At 69.3% G+C, this 15,645-nt stretch carries 17 protein-coding genes; 14 read left to right on the plus strand and 3 right to left on the minus strand.

Going from position 1 to position 15,645, the window contains the following annotated elements; all coding sequences use genetic code 11:
• Positions 1-34: 34 nt before the first annotated feature.
• Both ACFPZI_RS36490 and ACFPZI_RS36495 read right to left on the minus strand, forming a co-directional pair.
• Positions 35-295: a hypothetical protein gene (locus ACFPZI_RS36490; protein WP_381371455.1), complete on the minus strand. Its 261-nt coding sequence runs from the start codon at positions 293-295 to the stop codon at positions 35-37.
• Between the two features lie 227 nt (positions 296-522).
• Positions 523-2,250 (minus strand): chitinase, encoded by a 1,728-nt coding sequence (locus tag ACFPZI_RS36495; RefSeq protein WP_381371456.1) that lies wholly within the window; start codon positions 2,248-2,250, stop codon positions 523-525.
• Between the two features lie 481 nt (positions 2,251-2,731).
• Between ACFPZI_RS36495 and ACFPZI_RS36500 the strand changes: the two genes are divergently transcribed.
• The 14 genes from ACFPZI_RS36500 (at position 2,732) to ACFPZI_RS36565 (ending at position 14,871) form a co-directional block, all read left to right on the plus strand.
• A complete protein-coding gene (locus ACFPZI_RS36500; RefSeq protein WP_381371457.1) occupies positions 2,732-3,655 on the plus strand; it encodes a hypothetical protein in 924 nt (307 codons plus the stop codon).
• A 116-nt stretch (positions 3,656-3,771) separates the two neighbouring features.
• The gene (gene cpaB / locus ACFPZI_RS36505) at positions 3,772-4,479 is read left to right on the plus strand and encodes a Flp pilus assembly protein CpaB (protein ID WP_381371458.1); all 708 of its coding nucleotides are present in this window, start codon (positions 3,772-3,774) and stop codon (positions 4,477-4,479) included.
• Between the two features lie 9 nt (positions 4,480-4,488).
• Complete coding sequence (locus tag ACFPZI_RS36510) at positions 4,489-5,757, plus strand: CpaE/TadZ family protein (protein WP_381371459.1); 1,269 nt, start codon at positions 4,489-4,491, stop codon at positions 5,755-5,757.
• 115 nt (positions 5,758-5,872) lie between these two features.
• Positions 5,873-6,205, plus strand: a complete 333-nt coding sequence (locus ACFPZI_RS36515; protein WP_381371489.1) for a pilus assembly protein — start codon at positions 5,873-5,875, stop codon at positions 6,203-6,205.
• 193 nt (positions 6,206-6,398) lie between these two features.
• Positions 6,399-6,719, plus strand: a complete 321-nt coding sequence (locus ACFPZI_RS36520; protein ID WP_381371490.1) for a TadE/TadG family type IV pilus assembly protein — start codon at positions 6,399-6,401, stop codon at positions 6,717-6,719.
• A 99-nt stretch (positions 6,720-6,818) separates the two neighbouring features.
• Positions 6,819-8,156, plus strand: a complete 1,338-nt coding sequence (locus ACFPZI_RS36525; protein ID WP_381371460.1) for a CpaF family protein — start codon at positions 6,819-6,821, stop codon at positions 8,154-8,156.
• Positions 8,157-8,166: 10 nt separating this feature from the next.
• Entirely contained in the window at positions 8,167-9,111 is a 945-nt protein-coding gene (locus ACFPZI_RS36530) for a type II secretion system F family protein (RefSeq protein ID WP_381371461.1), read from the plus strand.
• Between the two features lie 54 nt (positions 9,112-9,165).
• Positions 9,166-10,053, plus strand: coding sequence for a DUF5936 domain-containing protein (locus ACFPZI_RS36535; protein WP_381371462.1), 888 nt, complete (start codon positions 9,166-9,168; stop codon positions 10,051-10,053).
• A 25-nt stretch (positions 10,054-10,078) separates the two neighbouring features.
• Positions 10,079-11,743 carry a sensor histidine kinase gene (locus ACFPZI_RS36540; protein WP_381371463.1) on the plus strand — a complete coding sequence of 555 codons (1,665 nt, stop codon included), beginning with the start codon at positions 10,079-10,081 and terminating at the stop codon, positions 11,741-11,743.
• Positions 11,731-12,642 carry a response regulator gene (locus ACFPZI_RS36545; protein WP_381371464.1) on the plus strand — a complete coding sequence of 304 codons (912 nt, stop codon included), beginning with the start codon at positions 11,731-11,733 and terminating at the stop codon, positions 12,640-12,642. Before ACFPZI_RS36540 ends, ACFPZI_RS36545 begins: the two co-directional genes overlap by 13 nt.
• Before the next feature lie 160 nt (positions 12,643-12,802).
• On the plus strand, positions 12,803-13,000 hold the full coding sequence (locus tag ACFPZI_RS36550) for a Flp family type IVb pilin (protein ID WP_381371465.1): 198 nt from the start codon (positions 12,803-12,805) through the stop codon (positions 12,998-13,000).
• Entirely contained in the window at positions 13,000-13,599 is a 600-nt protein-coding gene (locus ACFPZI_RS36555) for a pilus assembly protein TadG-related protein (protein ID WP_381371466.1), read from the plus strand. Before ACFPZI_RS36550 ends, ACFPZI_RS36555 begins: the two co-directional genes overlap by 1 nt.
• Positions 13,600-13,633: 34 nt before the next feature.
• The gene (locus ACFPZI_RS36560) at positions 13,634-14,215 is read left to right on the plus strand and encodes a hypothetical protein (protein ID WP_381371467.1); all 582 of its coding nucleotides are present in this window, start codon (positions 13,634-13,636) and stop codon (positions 14,213-14,215) included.
• A 50-nt stretch (positions 14,216-14,265) separates the two neighbouring features.
• A complete protein-coding gene (locus ACFPZI_RS36565; protein WP_381371468.1) occupies positions 14,266-14,871 on the plus strand; it encodes an OmpA family protein in 606 nt (201 codons plus the stop codon).
• A 156-nt stretch (positions 14,872-15,027) separates the two neighbouring features.
• Here ACFPZI_RS36565 and ACFPZI_RS36570 read toward each other — a convergent pair whose 3' ends face one another.
• Positions 15,028-15,345 (minus strand): transposase family protein, encoded by a 318-nt coding sequence (locus ACFPZI_RS36570; RefSeq protein ID WP_381371469.1) that lies wholly within the window; start codon positions 15,343-15,345, stop codon positions 15,028-15,030.
• Between the last annotated feature and the right edge of the window lie 300 nt (positions 15,346-15,645).

The raw sequence follows: 15,645 nt of genomic DNA on the forward strand, positions 1-15,645 counted from the left end.
ACGCTGAGAGGCTCGCCCGTCGCGACGGTGGTGGTTACGCGTGCCGCCGACGGTGGGCGCGGATTTCGCACAAGCCGAGGAGGATCACAGCGACGTTCAATGGGAAGGCGATCGTATTCGCCGGCTGGGGTATGTCGAAGGCACGCAGCAGGCTGGCGGCGTTGGAGATGATAAGGAGCGCAAGCGGCAGGAAGCGGCGCCATGTCGGGATGTCGCGGATCCGTGCGACGGCTATTGCGCACCAGAGGGTGATGCCGAATACGGCGATGCCTATGAGGGCGATGACGAAGAGCATGGCTTCCCGTGTCTGTGATCAGGGCCGACGTGCGGATGGGTGCCCTGCGAGCTTTGCGCTGCCGGGCACCCACCCTATGTCGTGCAGGTCAGGGGCTTGTCAGCCCTTTGGTGTCGCATTCCCGAGCTACCGAGAGGCCCTGTCTTCATGCCCGCCCAACGGGAAGATCGCTCCGGCGGGAATCCTGTTCGATCCGCCCGTTCCGCAATCGGTTGGGACGCGGCCCCTTACGGCAGGGCGTGGACGTGGGGGCCCACCGTGTTGGACCAGGCGTTGCCGGCGGTGGCGTCCCAGTTGGTGGACCAGGTCATCGCGCCGCGCAGGCTCGGGTAGGTCCTGGACGGTTTGAAGGCGCCGCAGTTGGTGCCGCGCGTCAGGCAGTTCAGGGCGTTGTTCACCACGGTCGGGGAGACGTAGCCGCTGCCCGCCCCACGGGTGGAGGCCGGGAGGCCGAGGCCCACCTGGGACGGGTCGAGGCCGCCTTCCAGCTGGATGCAGGCCAACGCGGTCAGGAAGTCCACGGAGCCCTGGCTGTAGACCTTGCCGTCGCAGCCCAGCATCGAACCGCTGTTGTAGTACTGCATGTTGACGACCGTGAGGATGTCCTTCACGTTCAGCGCGGTCCGGAAGTAGGAGTTGGACGTGGACTGCATGTCGATGGTCTGCGGAGCCATCGTCAGGATCATGCCCGGGCCGGCCTTCGCGGACAGCGACCGCAGCGCCTGCGTCATGTAGGTCGTGTTGAGACCGTTCTCCAGGTCGATGTCGACGCCGTCGAAGCCGTACTCCTGCATCACCGTGTACACCGAGTTCGCGAAGTTCGTCGCGGAGGCGGAGTCGTTCACCGAGACGGTGCCCTTCTCGCCGCCCACCGAGATGATGACCTTCTTCCCGGCCGCCTGCTTCGCCCGTACGTCCGCCTTGAACTGGGCGACGGTGTAACCGTTCAGGCCCGCCGAGTCCAGGTTGAAGGTGACCGCACCCGGTGTGCCCGTCGCATCCGCGAAGGCGACCGCGATGATGTCGTACTGGCCGGGCACGTCCGAAATGCGCTGGACGGCCGCGCCGTTGTTGAAGTTCTGCCAGTAGCCGGTCACCGCGTGCCGGGGCAGGCCACCGCCGCCACCGCCGTTGCCCTCCGTCGTGCGGGCCGTCACCGCCGTCGACTTCGGGGACTCGCCCGCCGCGTTGGTCGCCGCGACCTGGAAGGAGTACGAGGTGGAGGCCGCGAGGCCGGTCACCGTCGCGGACGTGCCCGTCACCGCCGTGATCCTCGTACCGTCGCGGTAGATGGTGTAACCCGTCGCGCCTGAAACGGAGTTCCACCTCAGCGACGCCGTCGACGACGTCGTGCCCGAGACGCTGAGGCCGCCCGGCGTGCCTGGAACGGTCGGGTCCGGGTCACCGCCTCCGCCTCCGTCGGGGCCGAAGACCGACAGGTCGTCCGTGTAGTAGGGCTGCTGCCCGTACCAGCCGTGGGTGTAGACCGTGACGGACGTGGTCGCGGAGCCGGTGCGGAAGCTCGTCGTCAGTTGCTTCCAGGTGCTGGAGTCCGGGGTCCAGGTCGAGACGTCCGTCGTGCCGGTGCCGGTCACGCCCAGGTAGGCGTAGCCGCCCTGCACCCAGGTGCTCAGCGAGTACGTGGAGTTGGGCCGCACGGCGACGGTCTGCGTGCAGCGGGCATGGTCCTGGCCGGCCGGAGTGGCCTTGAGCGCGGCCGTGCCGCCGTGCACGGGGGACGAGACGGTCGTCCCGCTGTTCGCCGAACAGGTCCAGTTGCTCAGACCCGACTCGAAACCGGCGTTCTTGACGTTGTTCACGTCCGCCGCGGACGCCTGGCCCGCCCCCACTAGGGGGAGGGTGAGAGCGAGGGCCGAGACGAGGGCGCCCGCCCAGAGGCGGCCCTTGCCGCCGGCCGGGTTTCTGCCCGTGCCTCTGTCTCTGGTTTCGGTCATGGCTGGTGCGCGGTCCACTGAAGCCTCCGGTGGGGGAAGGGGCGGGATACGGGGGTACAGAGGTATGGGGGGAGAGAACAGGAGGGGAGAGCGCCATGGGGATGACGGGCGTCGCCACTGAACCAACAAGGTGGTCCAGACCAATCGGGTTGTCAATGGGTCCAGACCAACTTCGGGGAGCGGGGCCACCTCCGGTCGTCCGGCTCCCGGACCCACCGGTCGCCTCCACGTCGGGGTTCCGGCGTCAAGGCGGTGCACCGGATCTCCACCCTGAGAGTCATATCGAGACCGGCAAGATGCTCAACGTGCCCCGTTTTGGCGCAACTTGTGCAACGCCAGTTGCTTACGAGCTACACAAACGCTGCTCTCCGGCCATGGAGCCGTGGTTACAGTGCTCGCATAGTCACGCAGCGAAGTCATCAGGGTGCGCCGGAGTGATCCCCGGTGGACCGAGGGGCATGGGGAGAACGGGGAGCCGCGCGTGCCAACTGCCATTGCCGTGACCAGTGCCGACCTGGCGCTGCCACCACAGGACGAACGAACCCTGCCCGCCGTGGTGCTGCGGGACATCGCCACCCTGCCGCTCGAACAGGCCCTGACCGAACTCCAGACGCTCATCGAGCAGCACGGGCACGTCATCGTGGTCTGCTCCCAGGCGACACCCGTCGCTGTCCTGCGGCGGCTGCACACCTTGCGCTCCCTGCTGGAGAGCGACCGGATCGCCCTCTTCAGTCCCGATCTGCCCCCGCTCGGACTCGCCGTACTGGCCCGCCAGTTACGGCAGTTGGGCTCCTGCGATCTCAGCCCCGGCGTGCTCGCCTCGGCAGGCCGGCTACTGGTCCACTACATCCACTCCGGCGCCGTGCTCGGCTCCGTCACCCGGCTCGACCGGATCCCGGTGAACCTGAAGCAGCACGCCAAGTCCTGGATGCCCGGCAGCCAGTTCGCCGTCCTCGCCCACCCGCAGCCGCAACTCGTTCGCCTCGGACCCGAAGCCGCCCTGGACGGACCGGAGTTCGGCACCTGGATGCTCGTCGCCAAGGGGCAGCTCCAGTCCGACTGGGTCGCCGGCACCCTGGCGCCGTCCTGGAAGGTGCAGGGGCTGCGCGAGGCGCCGCTTCCCGCCGAGTCCCCGAGCTGGTGGGGGACCGGCAAGGTCATCGAGTTCTGCAGCTACCTGCCCGACCTCTCCGTCCTCTACCAGCTGGTCACGAGTGTGCGGCGCGGCATCTGTCACTGGTGCGGCATCGACGTCATCGGCGACCGGTGCGTGTTCTGTTCGGCCACGCCACCGTCCGTACCCGCCCACGACAACAGCAACAGAAGCAGCAACAGCAACAACAACAACAGCAGCAGCAGCAACAGCGACAGGAGCGCCAGTAGAGCCCTCGCCCGGCGCACCTGACCCGGGCGGCCGGACGGCCGGGACGGCGCCCTCGCCGACACACCGTCCCGGCCGTCCCGCCCGACCGTCCCACTCGATCCGCTCGGCCCACATCCCCCAATGAGGTTGCCCGGTCTATGAACTCCCGTCAGCGCCGCGGCGTGATACTCCTGCTCCTGTCGATCCTGTGCGCCCTCGCCGCGTTCGCCGGCGTGCTCTCCGTCATCAACGACGTGGAGTCCAAGGTCGGTCCCGAGGTCAGCGCGTACCGGCTGAAATCAAATGTGGCACCGTATACGCCCCTCAGCACGGGCCAGTTCGAGAAAATCGAGATGCCCGAGCGCTGGCTGTCGGAGAACGCGGTCACCGACCTCGGCGACATCCGGGGCAAGATCGCCGTCACCACGCTGCGCGAGGGCTCCCTGCTGCAGAGCGACATGATCGTGAACCAGCCCGCCCTGCAACCGGGGCAGCAGGAGGTCGCCATCATGATCGACGCGGCCACCGGCGTCGCCGGAAAGATCACGCCGGGCTCGTCGGTCAACGTCTACGCCACCTTCGAAGGGGAACGCGAGGGCGCCGCCGCCCAATCCAAGATCATCGTGACCAATGCCAAGGTCCTCGACGTCGGCCGGATCACCGCCCTCGAGCCCGACGAGAACGACCGCGGCCGGCAGCCCACGGACGCCGTCCCCATCACCTTCGCGCTGTCCACCATCGACGCCCAGCGCATCACCTATGCCGAGTCCTTCGCCCAGCGGGTCAGGCTCGCGCTCGTCGCCCCCGGCGGCGACACCACGGTCCCCGAGCAGGACCGTACGTACGAACTCGCGAAGGACAAGTGAGAGGCCCGCATGCCCACGAGGATCCTCCCGGCAGTCGGTGACGCGGACGCCGTCCGGTCCATCACCACGCTGCTCAGCCAGCTCCCGGACGCCGAGCCGATGATCCCGGTGGTCGACTCCACCCAGCTCGTCGACACCCTCGCGCGCCTGGCCGCCGAGTCGATCGACGAGCTGCCCGAGGTCGTGGTCGTGCACGAGCGGATCGGCCCGGTCCCCGCGCTGGAACTGATCCGCGAAGTGGCCCTGCGCTTCCCCGCTGTCGGGGTCATTCTCGTCACCTCCGACGCAAGCCCCGGCCTGTTCCAGGCCGCCATGGACTACGGAGCCCGTGGCCTGGTCGCCCTCCCGCTCAGCTACGAGGAACTCGCCAACCGCGTCCACGCCGTCGCCCAGTGGTCGTCCGGCGTGCGCCGCCATCTCGGCACCGGCGGCGACGTGTTCACCGGCGTCGGCGGCACGGTCGTCACCGTCAGCGGCGCCAAGGGCGGCGTGGGCGCGACCCTGACCGCCATCCAACTCGCCCTCGCCGCCCAGGCGTCCGGCCGCAGCACCGCCCTGGTCGACCTGGACCTCCAGAGCGGCGACATCGCCTCCTTCCTGGACGTCCAGTTCCGGCGCTCCGTCGTGGACCTCGCGACGATCACCGACATCTCCCCGCGCGTCCTGGCCGACGCCGTCTTCCGTCACGACACCGGTGTCACCTTGCTCCTCGCCCCCGCCGAGGGCGAACGCGGCGAGGAGGTCACCGACCGGGCCGCCCGCCACATCGTCGGCGCCCTGCGCTCCCGGTACGAGGTCGTGGTCGTCGACACCGGCGCCCAGCTCGTCGGGGCCGGCGCGGCCGCCGTCGAGACCGCCGACACCGCGCTCCTGGTCACCACCCCGGACGTGGTCTCCGTCCGGGGTGCCAAACGGACGGTACGGATGTGGGACCGGCTCCAGATCCGCAAAGCGGAGGAGACCACGGTCGTCGTCAACCGCCACACCCGGAGTACGGAGATCCAGCCCCCGCTCATCCAGAAGATCACCGGCACCGCGGTCGCGGCCACCGTGATCCCCGCCAACTTCAAGGAACTCCAGCAAGTCGTGGACGCGGGCCGGGTCCACGAACTGGAGAACAAGAGCACGGTGAAGCAGGCCCTGTGGACCCTGGCCGGAGAACTCGGCCTGGTCAAACCCGCCGAGGGCGCCCACAAGTCCGGCCGGCTGCGGGGAGACCGGCTGCGCGGCGACCGCGGAGCGGTGAGCATCCGGCGACGCAAGGACGGAGGGGGATGAGGTGAAGAGGGATGAGGTGAAAGGGGAGGAGAAGCACGCCCACTCGGACCGGGGCCGCGATCTGGACGGAGGCCGGGGCCGTGACCGGGGCCAGGTCACCATCGAGTTCCTCGGCATGATCCCGACGATCCTCGTGACGCTCGTGGTGCTGTGGCAACTAGTGCTGCTGGGATACACGTTCACCCTCGCGGGGAATGCTGCGGACGAGGCGGTACGGGCGGCCACCGCCGCGGACCCGGGCGCGCGCCAAGGCGCCTGCCAGGCGGCAGGGCTGGACAAGCTGCCCGGAGCCTGGGAGGGAGCGGCGACGGTGACCTGCGGAACCGGGGGCGGCTATGTCACCGCCGACGTGACGCTGCGCGTCCCTGTCCTCTTCCCCGGCACCGCCAACTTCCCCTTCGAGGTGAAAGGCCACGCGGGCGCGGTGGAGGAGGAGGTGGGGGACTGACATGGCGTACGACGACAGGCGGGGCGAGCGCACGCGGACCGACCGCACGCGGACCGACCGCGCGCGGGGCGAGCAAACGCGGACCGACCGCTCGCGGAACGAGCAAACGCGGACCGACCGCTCGCGGGACGAGCAAGCGCGCACCGACGGCCGCTCGCGGGACGAGCGCACGCGACACCGGGACCGCGGGCAGGTGGCGATCGAGTACCTGGGCTTCCTGCCGGTCCTGATCATCGTCGCCATGGCCGCCGTCCAGCTGGGCCTGATCGCGTACACCGCCCAGCAGGCCGGCACCGCGGCCCGTGCGGGGGCGCGCAGTGCCTCGCTCGACGGGGCGGCGGGGCCGGCCTGCACCGTCGCGGTCAGCGGCTGGCTGGCCGGCCGCACCGACTGCGGGGCGTCCGGGGGCGGCGACGAGGTCACCGTCACGGCGACGATCGACATCCCGTCGATCGTGCCGGGCTGGGACTTCGGCCGGGCCCGGAAGACCGCCACCATGCCCGTCGACCACTGACCACCCACCACCTGCCACCCACCACCCGCCGGAAACCGACCACAGCAGTAGGAACCACGAACCACGAACCACGAGCCAGGAACGAGGAGCGCCGGACTCATGAGTCTGCGGGCACGTATCAACTCCCCCGAGGAGAAGGGCAGCCGGGGCGAGGACGGCCATCTGGTCGCCTCCTACCGCGCCAAGCTCCTCGAGGAGATCGACCTCGCGGAGATGAGTTCGCTGGCCGCCGCCGAGCGCCGGGCGAGACTGGAGCGGGTGCTCGGGCACATCATCAGCCGCGAGGGACCGGTCCTGTCGACCGTGGAGCGCTCGCAGCTCATCCGCAGGGTCGTCGACGAGGCGCTCGGCCTCGGCATCCTGGAACCGCTCCTCGAGGACCCCTCCATCACGGAGATCATGGTCAACGGCCCCGACGCGATCTTCGTCGAGCGCGGCGGACGGGTCGAGCAGCTGCCGATGCGCTTCGCCTCCCACGACCAGCTGATGCAGACCATCGAGCGCATCGTCTCGACGGTCAACCGCCGCGTGGACGAGTCGAATCCGATGGTCGACGCGCGCCTGCCGTCCGGCGAGCGCGTCAATGTCATCATCCCGCCGCTGTCCCTGACCGGTGCCACCCTCACCATCCGCCGCTTCCCCCGCTCCTTCACCCTCCACGAGCTGATCGGCCTCGGCTCGCTCGACGAGCACATGCTGTACCTGCTGGCGGGCCTGGTGCAGGCCCGCTTCAACGTGATCGTGTCGGGCGCCACCGGCACCGGGAAGACGACCCTCCTCAACGCCCTCTCCGGCCTGATCCCCGAGGGCGAGCGCATCATCACCATCGAGGACTCCGCCGAACTCCAGCTCCAGCAGCCGCACGTGATCCGCCTGGAGGCACGTCCGCCGAACGTCGAGGGCAAGGGCCGCATCACCATTCGCGACCTGGTGCGCAACTCGCTGCGCATGCGTCCCGACCGGATCGTCGTCGGTGAGGTCCGCGGCGGCGAGTCCCTGGACATGCTCCAGGCGATGTCCACGGGCCACGACGGCTCGCTCGCCACCGTCCACGCCAACAGCGCGGAGGACGCGTTGATGCGGCTCCAGACCCTCGCCTCCATGTCGGAGGTGGAGATCCCCTTCGTCGCGCTGCACGACCAGATCAACAGCGCCGTCGACGTCCTCGTCCAGCTCACCCGCTTCGCCGACGGCGCCCGCCGCATCACCGAGATCGCCCTGCTGGAGAGCCACGGGGGCGAGCCGTACCGGTTGGCCACGGTCTCCCGGTTCAACGCGCAGCCGATGGCCTCCGACGGCCGTATCTACGGCGCGTACGAGCATCACCCGATCCCGCGCCGGACCGCCGAACGCCTCTACATGGCGAGTCAGCCCGTCCCGCAGGCCTTCGGTATCGCCCGCTCCCTCGACCAGCTCACCACCCGAGAAGCCAGGTAGGACCGCCGCCATGGAGCTGCAGAACCTGATCACGCTGACCACCGGCATCGCCCTGCTGACCTGCGTCCTCACGGTGGTCGGCGTGCACCTGTACGCCGCGGGCAGGGCCCAGCGGCAGGCGCTGGTGGACCGGTTGGCGTACACCGGCCGGGTCACGGTCAACGGGCGCCGGCGCCACTTCCCCACCCTGGACCGCAGGCTGCGCCGCACCGCGTTCGGCAGGAAACTGGAACTGCGCCTGACCGCGACCGGCCTCGACATCACCCCGGGCGAGTTCTTCGCCGGCATGATCGCCCTGGGCCTGGGCCTCCTCCTCACCGGCCAGGCCGTCCTGGCCCCGTTCTTCGGCCCGCTGGCCGGACTGCTCGGGATCTGGCTGGCGTTCCAGTTCCTCGACTGGCAACGCCAGAAACGCATCGAGAAGTTCATCAACCAACTCCCCGAACTCGCCCGCATCCTGGCCAACGCCACCCAGGCCGGCCTCGCCCTGCGGACGGCGATCGGCATGGCGGCGGAGGAGCTGGAGGCCCCGGCCGGCGAGGAACTGGCCAAGGTGGACAACCAGTTGGCTCTCGGCGCCTCGATGGACGACGCGCTGGGCGAGCTGGCCCAGCGGCTCCCGTCCCGCGAACTGGTCGTCCTGGTCACCACGCTGGTGCTGTCCAACCGGGCGGGCGGCCAGGTGGTGAGCGCCCTGCGGAACCTCACCGACACCCTGGAGGAACGCAAGGAGACCCGGCGCGAGGTCCGTACCCAGCTCTCCCAGGTGAGCATGACGTCGTACGCCGTCCCCGTCCTGGGGGTCGGCTCGTTGTTCCTGATGAACGGGGTGAAGGACGGCGCCCTGGAACGCATGACCGACTCCCCGGTCGGACAGGGCGCCGTGATCGTCGCCTTCGGCCTGTACGCGATCGGCTTCATCCTGATCCGCCGCCTGTCCCGCATCGACGTCTGAGCAGCCGGATCGTGGATCGGCAATCGTGAATTGGCAGAGGAGGGACTGACTGACATGGGACTTCTGCTGGCGCTGGTCATGGCCGTCGCCGTATGGGGCGTCTTCGCCGGTGTGCGCATGTACCGCGCCGACGCGAAACTCCCCGCCGACCTGGTCCTCGCCCTGGAGGTCGGCGCCACCCGCACCGGCGCGGTGGACTCGCTCGTCGACCGCATGGGCATGCGCTACGCCCCGGCCGTCCTGCGCGTCATGGGCCCCCAGCGGGTCGCCCAGTACCGCCGCAGGATCGACCTCGCGGGCAACCCCGGCGGCCTCACCATCGACCGCTACGCCGCCCGCCGCGCGGTCTACGGCTTCCTCGGCGGCATCGGTTTCCTGGTCTTCCTGATGCGCGGGCAGTTCTTCGTCGCCCTGCTGCTGCTCGCCTTCGGCGCGTTCTGGACGGAGGTCGGCATCTGGTCGGCGATCCGGATCCGCCGGGACGTGATCGAGCGGACCCTGCCGGACTTCCTGGACGTCCTCGCCGTCGTCGTCAGCGCGGGCCTCGGCTTCCGGCAGGCCCTGGACCGGGTCGCCACCAAGTACGAGGGCCCGTGGGCGGACGAACTACGCATCACGCTCCGCCAGATGGACCTCGGCATGAGCCGCCGCCAGGCCTTCACGGAACTGCGCCGACGCAACGACTCCGAGCAGGTCGCCATGTTCGTCACCGCGTTGCAGCAGGGCGAGGAACTCGGCGCCCCCATCGTGGAGACGCTGGTCGCCCTCGCGAAGGACATGCGCCGTACGGACGCGCAGAACGCCCGCCGCAAGGCGGCCCGCGCGGTCCCCAAGGCCACCATGATGATCACCACGTTCATGGTCCCGGCCACGATGATCCTCCTCGGCGCGGGCCTGATCCTGGGCTCCGGCACCGACTTCGGCTCGATCACGGGCGAGTGAGGGGCAGGGGACGGTGGACGGTGGGATGACGACGACCGGGGAGCGTAGCGGGCGGCGCCTAGGGCGTAGGGGCCGACGGAGGGGCCGAAGAGGGCTGTGGTGCCGCGCCCGGACGCCCCGGATCACCGGGTCCTCGGCGGGCGTCCCGGCCCTCTCGGAGTATTCGGCCCTCCCGGAGTATGTCGTCAGGAGCGTGCCGGACGCCCCAATGCCGCCGGTGCCACCGGTGAACGACAGCCGCCCCGCGAGGGACCGGGGCACCCCCCAACCACCCGCACCGGACGTCGACCTCCAGATCAACGCCCTCCAGGCCCTGTGCCGGCAGGTGTTCGGCTTCCGGCTGGCGATGATCGCGCTCGCCGCTCCCGCCGCCCTCCTCAACGCGGGGCCGGGCTGGGGAGTGCGCCTGGTCGGTAGCGCGGTCGTGGTCACCTTCATGGCGTCCTACATCCTCGTACGGGACTGGGAACGCTTCGGCCCCCTCCTCCTGCGCCACCCCAGCCTGCTCGCCGTGGACACCCTCCTCGGCTCCCTCCTCCTCATCTCCGCCGGCCCCGACAGCCTCCTCGCCCACGCCGGCGTCTGCACCCCGCTCCTCGCCGGTCTGGTCTACGGCTGGCGGGGAGCGGCTGCGTTCGCCTCCCTCCAGGGCCTGGTCCTGCTCCTGGTCCACGCGACCCTGGCGGACCCGCACGCGAACCTCACGGAAACCCTGTTCCTGCCCGGCCTCTGCGTCATCGCGGGCGCGGTCGGCTCCAGCCTCCGCAACCTCCTGCTCCGCTTCGGCACGGCCACCCGGGCCCTGACCGCGGTCCAGGCCCGCCTGGCCGCCACGGAGGCGGTCAGCGAGGAACGCGCGCGTCTGGCCCGCGAGATGCACGACTCGGTGGCGAAGACCCTGTACGGCGTCGCCCTGGCCGCCGACGGCCTGGCCGGCTCGGCGAGCGCCAGGCACGTGAACATGGCGCTGGTACGACAACAGGCGGAACTGGTCGCCCGCTCGGCCCGCAGAGCCGCCGCCGAGTCCCGCGAACTCCTGACGGACCTGCGCGGCGAACCGGCCCGGGGCACGGCGGCGGGCACGGGGGCGGGCGAGAGTACGGGCGAGAGTACGGGCGCGGGGACGGGCGCGGGAACAGGCGCGGGAACGGGCGCGGGGCAGAGCGTGGACCTACTGGCCGAACTGGCACTGCACACACGCGACTTCAGCGCCCGCACCGGCCTCCCGGCGGCATTCGGCCGGACGGGCGACAACGCGGGCCAGTCGCACCGCCCCGCCGCGGTCTCCCTCCCGGTGGCCCGCCACATCCTCACCATCGTCGGAGAGGCCATGGAGAACGCCCATCGCCATGCCTGCCCGACCCGGGTCGCCGTCGGCGCGGGCGTCCACGACGGCCTGCTCCGCATCATCGTCCACGACGACGGCCGCGGCCTCCCGCCCGGCACGAACCTAGAACAACTCCGCAGGGACGGTCACTTCGGCCTGGTCGGCATGGTCGAGCGCGCGGCGGCGATCGGCGCCCGCATCCGCGTCGGCCGAGGCACCCACCCGCGCGGCACGGAGGTCCGCCTGGAACTCCCCTTGGCGCCCACAAGGCCACGCACAGGCACGTTCGCGACAGGGGAGGCGGCCCGATGGACCCTGTACCCCCGTACACCTCGAGAGGAGGCATCCCGATGGCGCGGATGATGCCGAACCGGACGCCCCCGACCACCGCGGCCCTGCGGGTCCTCGTCGCCGACGACAACCCGGTGGTCCGCGCGGGCCTGACGGCCCTGCTCTCCTGCCGAGGGGAGATAAGGGTCGTGGCGGAGGCGGCAGACGGCAGAGAAGCCTGCGAGACGGCCCGCGACCAACGCCCGGACGTCATTCTCCTCGACGTCCGGATGCCGGGCATGGACGGCATCTCGGCACTCCCGTACCTGGTGCGGATCGCCCCGGTGGTGATGCTGACGTACAGCGGGGAGTCGGAGATCGTCGAGGAGGCACTGCGCAGGGGAGCGGGCGGATACCTGGTCCACGGCGAGTTCACGGCGGACCAACTGGTGTCGGCGGTACGGGACATCAGCCACGGCCGCCCCCACTTCACCCCCACGGCGGCGGGAGCACTGCTGGCCCAGCTCCGCAAGACGCCCTCGGGCCCGCCCCTGCCGGAAGACCTGGGAGGCCGCACGGATGCGACTGCATACGAAGTTTCCATGACGAAGCTGCCGCATGAGAACCTCCAACAGGCCGTACTGCCAGGGCAATTAGTTGCACCGCTACCCGCGCCCTCGCCTATTTCTTCACAAAACCTTTCGCAACTGCAACCGCATGTGGGACAGTTGTCGTCAGGGTGGACAAGTGGTCGTCCGGCAGCCGTTCCCGACAGGTCGAGGTTCCCACTGAGCAGCAGGGAGGCGGAGATCATGAACCACATCGCATCCGGCATGAACAACCGACAGATCGCCGCCACTTGTTTCATCAGCGAGAAGACGGTCAAGAACCACATCAACCGCATCTTCGCCAAGCTCCACAGCACCAGCCGTTCCGAAGCCGCCGCGAAGTGGCTCGGCACGGCCCCGGACTCCGCACGAGAACTGGGGTGACCTGCGGTGACGACAGGGGGGACGAAGCGGCGGCCCGGCAACTGGGCCCGGGATTGGGCCCTGGGGCCCTCTGGCGGACCGGGAAATTCGCCGTACGTTGCTGATATCGAATGCGGCACCCTGAAGGAAGCCGCAACCGCGTCAGCCGGAGGGGAACACCATGAGCAACTGGATCCACACCACGGTCACCTACCTCCACTCCCGCACCGCCCGCAACGACAGGGGCCAGACGGCGGTGGAGTACCTGGGCATCATCGCGGTGGTGGTGGCGATCGTGCTGGCGATCACGGGGACGAGCATCGGTCAGACGATCTTCGACGCGATCACAACCCAAATCGGCAAGGTCACCGGAGGCTAATGCGATTCCGCAAGCACGGCGACGCAGGGCAGGCTTTCCCTATTTACATCACGGTGGTGGGGGGCCTGCTCTTTCTCGCGTTCGCGTACTTGGCGGTCGGGCAGGCAGCGGCCAACAGGAACGGTGCTCAGACGGCCGCGGACGCGGCCGCGCTCGCTGCGGCTCAGGACAGGCGTGACCAACTCGCGGGCGCCTGGGTCGAGGACCTTCTCGATCCGACCGAGTGGCAGGCGATCTTCGACGGCAGTACCGAAGGGCTCGACGAGTCGTGCTGGCGCGCACAGCAACTCGCGGCGCGGAACGACGCGGCTGTCCTGGGGTGTGAGCTGGACGGGCTGCTGGGCTACACGGTTGAGGTCGAGACGACCGACACCGTGGGGGACTCCATCGTGCCCGGTACCGAGAACATGAAGTCGCGGGAAACGGCCACTGCGGTGATCGACCCTCGCTGCACCTTCGATCCCCTGGTGGAGGACGCTCCCGAGGACACCCTGCCGCTGCTCACCTGCAAGGGCGAAAAGTGGGAACTGGATCCGGAAGATCCAGTAGAACTCCTTCCGCAGCCTGAGGACCTTTTCGACGTCCACTTGGCCGACTGACCAACGAACGACGAGTGACTAAGGAAGCAGTGGCATGAGCATTCGGTTCACAACGACGGCCCGGAGGGGGATGGTCGCGCTCACCATTGCGGCCGGACTGGCCCTCGGTGTGGTCGGTTGCGGTGGGAGTGGGGACGACGACAAGGGGACGGCGGCCACGGCCTCCGCTTCCAAGGGCAACGGTTCCGCTCCGAGTGCCCAGGAGGAACAGGCGGACGACCCCATCGCCGAACTGAGGGGGTCAGATGGACTGATTCTTCAGGTCACTTCTGCACAACGTGACGCCGGCGGCTTCGTCACTGTGAACGCGATCCTGAAGAACGATGGTGCCAAGAGCGTCACGGTTCCCGCTGTGCTGAGTGGCAATGAAACCGAGATTGTGCGAAACGGCCGGTCGCTCGGTGGAGCTACTCTGGTCGACTCGAAGAGCAAGAAGCGTTACTACGTACTGCGCGACACCGAGGGCCGCCCACTGACGACAACAGGCTTCTCGGTAATCAGGGCCGGTGAGAACCTCTCCGTCTTCATGCAGTTCCCCGCGCCGCCCGCAGATGCATCCGAAGTCACCTTCCAACTGCCGACGTTCGCCAGCGGCACCATCCAGATCTCTGGGTGAGGCAGACCATGACACGTACCCACCTGAGTCCGGTACAGCCAAGGTTCTCCATGGCTGTCACCACCGTCACCGTCCTGCTGGCCACCAGCCTCTACGGCGTCTCCGGCGCTGCCGCCGCCGACAACCCCAGCGTCCCCCCCGGCACCGAAGCCACCGCCTCCGCCCCGGTCGAACTCGACCCCAACGACCCGGACCTGAAGCTCCCCGACGGCGCCACCCTCGCCGAAGCGAAGGTCCTGGACATCAAGCAGGTCGTCGAGGAGCAGAGCGGTGACGAGCGCCGCGAGGACACCAACACGGAGGTGACGTTCGCGCTGCAGGCCGAGGTGCTGTTCGGCAAGAACAGCGCGAAGCTCAGCGCCCAGGCGAAGGCCCGTATCGGCACGATCGCCGAGGAGATCAAGAAGCAGAACGCGACGAGGATCCGCGTCTTCGGCTTCACGGACAACCTGGGCTCCTCGGCCCACGGCGACGTCCTGTCCCGCAAACGCGCGAACGCCGTTCACACCATCCTGGGCCAGGAACTGAACGACCCCAACATCACCTACGAGGTGCGCGGCTACGGCGAGCAGTACCCGATCGCCGACAACTCCACGGAGGCCGGCCGCAAGAAGAACCGCAGGGTCGAGATCACCTTCCCCCGCACGGACAATTGATGTCCTGAGTTATTCCGCAGTGCGCTGGAAAGCGACGGAGAAGACTGGTATCGGTAAGCGTGACGGCCGCCGACGTCTGCCGCCTCGCACCTGCAGGTTCCTGCGACATCGGCAGGTCGAGAGCGCGTCGGGCGAGACAGGTGAGCGTTTCCCACCTCAGGTTGGGGCGTGATGAAGGGCGGCGATGGCCTTCACGATGTCGGTGATCCGGTTGGTGCCGCAGCGGAATTTCCGCAGGAGGCGCCGGCCCTTCAGGGTGGTCATGGTTTGCTCGCCGAGACAGCGGACCCTGGCGTGGGTGCTGTTGTGCCGTGGCTTCCACCGCTTGAGCCGTCGGCCTCGGAACGGCGCCCGGACCGGGCGGCCGGCGCCTTGGTATGCCTTGTCCGCCCAGCACTTCACGTCCATGCCGACGAGGGCATCGATGATGCCGTGAGTCCGTGCACCAGGCCAGACCTCAGGACTACGCCGCACAATCTGGCGAATGCATCGCCGGACGCCCCGTCAACGTCCTCGCCCAGCCCGGCGGTCGCCCCGCGCAACACCTCCACGATCAGGTGGTGCGACGACCGATTGAATCCACCACAACGCGTTCCGCACCATCCGCGCGTCGTTTCCCCGCTGCTCCCCTTCTGTTGGCCATGCCTGGTTACTCTCCCCTCGCCCGGTCCGGCACAGGAGAGGTACGTCCATGAGCACCCCGGTCCACCGCACCTCACCTCGGCAGTCCGCGGCTTCCCTGGCGTCGACCCTGCAGCGCCGGGACCGGAGCCG

It is taken from the genome of Streptomyces chlorus (assembly GCF_042655885.1).
GTDB lineage: Bacteria > Actinomycetota > Actinomycetes > Streptomycetales > Streptomycetaceae > Streptomyces > Streptomyces chlorus.